Genomic DNA, 261 nt, shown 5'->3' with positions numbered 1-261 from the left:
TGCTTCTTCAGCTGATGGCTTCCTCCTCTGCAGCATCAGGTCATTTTCAAGCCAGTGTCCTGGGCCTGTGCCTCAAAGTTTTGGTGAAATTAGCAGAAAACGCTTCCTCTGATTTGTTGCCCAGGTTCTCCTGTGTGTTCCCGGTGTTGCCACAGTGCCTCGGCTCAGCGCTGCCGCTGCCCTGTGTGCTCCTGGCAGTTGAGCTGCTCTCTGTGCTGCTGGACCATGACAGCCTAGCACGGCAGCTATGCTCCCACCCAA

The 261-nt window shown here is 56.3% G+C and carries 1 protein-coding gene; it reads left to right on the top strand.

Features of this window, described 5'->3' with window-relative positions; all coding sequences use genetic code 11:
• On the top strand, nt 1-261 hold a 261-nt coding region (locus tag AC0IXA_RS27690), incomplete at both ends, for a hypothetical protein (RefSeq protein ID WP_471814944.1).

It is taken from the genome of Pseudomonas sp. AC083 (assembly GCF_979253165.1).
This window is presented reverse-complemented; position numbering and strand designations above follow the sequence as displayed.